General features: G+C 64.3%; 5 protein-coding genes and 1 pseudogene. 4 read left to right on the plus strand and 2 right to left on the minus strand.

Translation table 11 applies throughout. The annotated features are described in order from the left end of the window. The 3 genes from G3N64_RS37960 to G3N64_RS37970 form a co-directional block, all read left to right on the plus strand. Window positions 1-230: helix-turn-helix transcriptional regulator (locus G3N64_RS37960; protein ID WP_205788721.1), on the plus strand; the 230-nt coding region annotated here is incomplete at its 5' end. 222 nt (window positions 231-452) lie between these two features. Next, complete coding sequence (locus tag G3N64_RS37965) at window positions 453-1,577, plus strand: porin (RefSeq protein ID WP_205788722.1); 1,125 nt, start codon at window positions 453-455, stop codon at window positions 1,575-1,577. A gap of 177 nt (window positions 1,578-1,754) precedes the next feature. Then, a complete protein-coding gene (locus tag G3N64_RS37970; RefSeq protein WP_205788723.1) occupies window positions 1,755-2,459 on the plus strand; it encodes a glutathione binding-like protein in 705 nt (234 codons plus the stop codon). Between the two features lie 308 nt (window positions 2,460-2,767). Here the strand turns inward: G3N64_RS37970 and G3N64_RS37975 are convergent, their stop codons facing one another. Together G3N64_RS37975 and G3N64_RS37980 are read right to left on the minus strand one after the other, a co-directional pair. Beyond that, complete coding sequence (locus tag G3N64_RS37975) at window positions 2,768-3,898, minus strand: DUF4034 domain-containing protein (RefSeq protein ID WP_205788724.1); 1,131 nt, start codon at window positions 3,896-3,898, stop codon at window positions 2,768-2,770. Window positions 3,899-4,278: 380 nt separating this feature from the next. Continuing rightward, entirely contained in the window at window positions 4,279-4,794 is a 516-nt protein-coding gene (locus tag G3N64_RS37980) for a MarR family transcriptional regulator (protein ID WP_205788725.1), read from the minus strand. Between the two features lie 129 nt (window positions 4,795-4,923). Here G3N64_RS37980 and G3N64_RS37985 point away from each other — a divergent pair. Next, window positions 4,924-5,425: pseudogene (locus G3N64_RS37985) on the plus strand (MFS transporter); the annotation flags it as partial.

The raw sequence follows: 5,425 nt of genomic DNA on the forward strand, positions 1-5,425 counted from the left end.
TGCTCGAGAATCGCGCGGTGCCGAGCGTCGTGCTGACGCCGAAGGAGCGCGCGATTCTCGAGCTGCTCGCGCGCAACCTGTCGAACAAGGAGATTGCGGTGGCGCTCGCCGTCGGCGAGGAAACCGTGAAGTGGCACCTGAAGAACCTGTTCGGCAAGCTCGACGCCAGCTCGCGCAAGCATGCGGTGCGCCGCGCGCTGGTGCTGGGTCTCCTCGAAAGCGCGCCGTAACACCGGTTCCGCCAATCGGGCGTGTCGACGCGCCCGCCTTCCTCCGATTCTCCGCAACCCTGCCCCCCGTGCATGGGGGGGAGCGGCCGCCCGCCGTTGCGTAGTCTTTCCGCACGGCTCGCACGGGCGATGCATGCCACGCCTTCCCGCCAGCCTCGACGCTTCCCCGCTTCACCCGGACAGGCTCGATCCCGTCCGGTCCAATACGACCCTGGAGACTTCATGAAGACGAAACTGGCCGCGCTCGCGGCGCTTGCCGGCTGTTCGGCGCTCGCGCACGCGCAATCCTCCGTCACGCTCTACGGCGTGATCGACTCGGGCCTGCTGTACCAGAGCACGTCGGCGGCGTCGTTCAGCCCGACCGCGCCGAATACGGGCAAGGTGTTCCGCATGAAGGACGGCGGCATCTACTCGAGCTTCTGGGGCATCAAGGGCAGCGAGGACATCGGCGGCGGCTACAAGGTCAACTTCAAGCTCCAGGGCTCGTTCGACAGCGGCACCGGCAAGCTGCAGCTGAGCGACACGCCGGGCGCCGTCGCGATCTTCAACCAGGTCGCGTCGCTCGGCGTGTCGGGCCCGTTCGGCACGTTCACGGCCGGCCGCCAGATCGTGCCGATGATCTACGCGTTGGCCGACACCGACGTGCGCAACGCGCAGTTCTTCGGCAGCGTGCTGACCGCCTGGCTCGGCCTGAACACGGCGGCCGGCTGGCCCGGGACGAGCACCAACGGCGCGATCGGCGCGCTGTACGACAGCAATGCGCTCGTCTACCAGTCGCCAACTTTCGCGGGTGCGTCGATCGCGCTCGAATACGCACCGGGCGGCGTGGCCGGGCAGTTCCAGGGCGGCACGCGCGAATCGGTCGTGCTCAGGTATGCGAACTATGGGCTGAACGCTTCGGCCGTCTACTACAACGGCCACGACACGAACCCGGCGCCGGGCGTCGCGCCGACCGGCGTCGACAACAACCGCTTCCTCTACGTCGGCGCGAAATACACGATCCACGATTTCTCGGTGTCGGCGTCGTACGGCAACGGCAGGAATCCGTCGCATGCGGACAAGGTGAACCTCGACATGCTGTCGGCCGGCGTCGGCTATCGTTTCACGCCCGCGCTGCAGGTCACGTCCGCCGTGTATTACCTGAAGGACCGCAACCGTTCCGAGAACCGGTCGACGGCGGTCGTGCTCGCGGCCGACTACAGCCTGTCGAAGCGGACGATGGTCTATGCGCAGGTCGGCCACGTGAACAACCGCGGCACGATGGACCAGATGCTCGTGTACGGGCAGCCGGTCGCGCCGGGCGTCGGCACGACGGCCGCGATGGTCGGGCTGCGGCACAACTTCTGAGTGCGCCGGCATCTGGCGATGCAGCGGCGGTCGCGCGCGGCCACCGCCTGCATCGATTCGCGGGATCGGCTACAGTGGGCGTTTTCGGCGCGCTCCGGCCGCCGTCGCGCCATGAGCCGTGGCGCGCGCGGCGGCATGGACGGAGCGCGGATCCTCCACTTCGACGAGCGAACTTACATGCCCGACCTGTCCGCCTTCCCGATCACGCAAAAGTGGCCGGCCCAGCATCCCGACCGTCTCCAGCTCTACTCGCTGCCGACGCCGAACGGCGTCAAGGTGTCGATCATGCTCGAGGAAACCGGCCTGCCGTACGAGCCGCACCTCGTGCGCTTCGATACGAACGACCAGATGTCGCCCGCGTTCCTGTCGCTGAACCCGAACAACAAGATCCCGGCGATCATCGATCCGAACGGCCCGGACGGCAAGCCGCTGCCGCTGTTCGAATCGGGCGCGATCCTGATCTATCTCGCGGACAAGACGGGCCAGTTGATCCCGAAGGATCTCGCGGGCCGCTACGAGACGATCCAGTGGGTGATGTTCCAGATGGGCGGTATCGGGCCGATGTTCGGCCAGGTCGGCTTCTTCCACAAGTTCGCCGGCCGCGACTACGAGGACAAGCGCCCGCGCGACCGCTACGTCGACGAGTCGAAGCGCCTGCTCGGCGTGCTCGACGCGCATCTCGCGAACCGCAAGTGGGTGATGGGCGATAACTATACGATCGCCGACATTGCGATCTTCCCGTGGGTGCGCAATCTCGTCGGCTTCTACGAAGCGGGGGATCTCGTCGGCTTCAGCGAATTCCGGAACGTCGCGCGGGTGCTCGATGCGTTCGTTGCGCGTCCGGCTGTCGCGCGGGGGCTCAATATTCCGGCACGGGGTTGATCGGCTACGCGGGTGCGCGACGTGCGGGCCGCGGCCCGTGACTTGCGCCGTCCGCCGCCCGCCGCATTGCGCGGCGGGCTTTTTGGGTTCATCGCGAATTTACGGGGAACGCCGGGAAGACTGTCGGGGTTCGGCCACTTCCGTCCGTTCGCCTGAGCGCCCGGAGCGGCACTCGAACGTCATGCCCGCTCGGGTAGCGAACCGCAGTCAGTCGATTGCCGCCTTCGCGCCGTCAGATCTTGCGGACAGTCGCATAGCGTCCGGTCCCGCGATCCGCGTATGACTGCTTCCAAGTGAGCAGCGTTTCACTATCCCTGCAACGCCCACGCAAGATTCTTTTCGGCATCCTTGTTACCTTGTTCTGCGGCGCGGCGAAACAACTTGATCGCACGCTCCTTGTCACGGGGCACTGAAATTCCGAACCAATAGAACTTGCCCAATTCATTTTCGGAGAAGTCATCGCCCAGCTCGGCGGCCTTTTCGTAATCTTTAACAGCTCGTTCGGATTGTTTCATGCCTTGATAAATTGCGCCCCTTTTGGAAAGGGCGTAACTGTTATTCGGATTCATGCCGATCAGCTTCGACAAAGGTGCGACTGCTTGCTCGTACTTGTGCTCGTGGATGAGTACGTCGCTCATTTGTGTCAGCATGTCCGGGTCGTTTGGCATCAATGCGAGCGCCTGGGCGTAAGCCTTTTCTGCGCCGGGATCATCCTTGTCGCGATACATGACCCAGGCTTTATCTGCAATGACCATCGCGTCGAACTCTCGTAGCGTCGTTGCCGGTAGAGGGAACCGCCGACACTCGTCGACAAAGGCCGCCATCTGTTTAGGGCTCCCGCCCCATCTTGTCTGTATCGAGACGAGATAGGTGCGCCTGACCACTATGTTCCCCGGGTCCCTTTTGACGGACTGGTCGAGCAACTCGCGGCTTTCCTTGTTCGTATCGGTAAGACCCTTCCAGATCTCGATCTCCTGCATATATGACACGGTGGGCTTTGCAGTCAATCCAGTCGACTTCGAGAGGTCGCGCAGCGCTATGCTGTGATAGGCCCTCATTCCCGCGAACTGTCGATCGCTGGTGCTCCGGGCATATGCACTGCCGCGCCTGACCCATCCCAATGCCTCGTAGTACATTCCGCGCGCCAACAACGCCGCATAGGACCGCGGAAACTGCGCGACCCATTGGTCGAACTTCGGCTCCAGGTCTGGGTCGGCGAAGTAAAAGGCGCGGAATGCCTCGACTAACCGCTCGTCGCTGATCGAGCCGTGCTCGTAGGCCTGCTGAACGGCGGTCATGGCATGGTCCAGCTCGGCAAACCGGCCTTCTTTGAGTATGGCGCGCCTCTGCGCCGCATCGGGATCCGTCGTCTCCGCCGTGCACGCGACAGCATGGAATGCGACACATATCCAGCAACAGAGCAAGATTCTTCGAATCATTTTAGGCGCCTGGTACCCGTGAATACTTCAGATCAATCGCAATCGCAGTGTCTGGGTATTTCCTGCAGTCAGTTTTACAAGTTATGTGCCATTTTCCCAGCCATGTATGTTGGCGAATTCACCTACTTTCGAAGTCCAATATCCAGATTCGCGTTTGCCGATCGCATCCGGTTCGACTCCGATCGGCGGTCAAACATGGCGCGCTGACCATCGGCGCCCCCGTCGACGCGTTTCGACATTGAAACGTTTTTTGCGCGCGCTCGATAGCAGGATTTCGGAATCCATGACTGAACGTCCACGGTGCGATTCGGGCACGCACGAAAATTCAAGCAGAACCTCGTTGGCCCACGACGTGCGTTTGCGTCACGCATACGGCGGCGCTACTTGCTGTCCGCCCCTTTCGGCGCTCCGCCTTCCAGCCCCACCAGCAGCTTTTCCAGCAGTTGCGACAATTGCGCCTGTTCCGCGTCCGACAGCACGGCCAGCAGTTCACGCTGATTGTCGATGTGCGCGACGACTGCCTCATCGATCAGCGCGCGACCGGCCTCCGTCAACGCCACAAGCGTCCCACGCCCATCGGCCGGATTCGGCCGGCGCTCCACCCACCCGGCCTTCTGCAACCGGTCGATGCGCGCGGTCATCCCGCCCGACGACATCATCAGCGCGTCGTACAGCGCCGTCGGCGTCAACGCGAACGGCGCCCCGCCGCGCCGCAGCGTCGCGAGCACGTCGAATTCACCCGGCTGCATCCCATAACGCGCGAACAGCGGATTGAGACGGTCGCGCGCGATCACGAGTGCCGCTTCCTGCAGCCGCCCCATCACCACCATCGACGACGCGTCGAGATCCGGACGCTCGGCGCGCCATTGCGCGAGCGCATGCGCGGCTCGATCCATTAACCCTCCTCGGCTTGGTAGTTATCTTGACGTCGAGATAAATCAGCATTTATCTTGATGTCGAGATACTTTACATGAAAAACACGCGGTGCCTCACCGGGGCCGCGCACCGATATCGAGGGCCTTGCGATGAATCGCTTCACTTCCCCCGGATGGCGGCTTGCCGCCATCGTGCTCGTCGGGCTGAACCTGCGGCCGGCGCTTGCCGCGGTCGGCCCGCTGCTCGACATGATCCAGCGCGCGACCGGCATCGGCGACGGCGCGGCGAGCCTGCTGACGACGATCCCGATCCTGCTGATGGGCCTCGGCGCACTGAGTGCGCGGCGCCTGCAGCGCGTGACCGGCATCGCGGGCGGCGTCTGGCTCGGCGTCGCGCTGATCGGGCTCGCCTGCGTGTCGCGCATCGGCGCGCAGCATGCGTGGCTGCTGCTCGCGAGCGCCTGCTGCGCGGGCGTCGGGATCGCGATGGTGCAGGCGCTGCTGCCCGGATTCGTGAAGGCGCATTTCGCGACGCGGATCGGCGGTGCGATGGGCGTCTATTCGACGTCGATCATGGGCGGCGCCGTGCTCGCGAGCGTCGTCGCGCCGTTCGCCGCGGCCCGCTGGGGCTGGCTCCCCGCGCTCGCGGGCT

Origin of the sequence: Burkholderia sp. Ac-20344 (assembly GCF_017104975.1) — a bacterium.
In the GTDB taxonomy this organism is placed as follows: domain Bacteria; phylum Pseudomonadota; class Gammaproteobacteria; order Burkholderiales; family Burkholderiaceae; genus Burkholderia.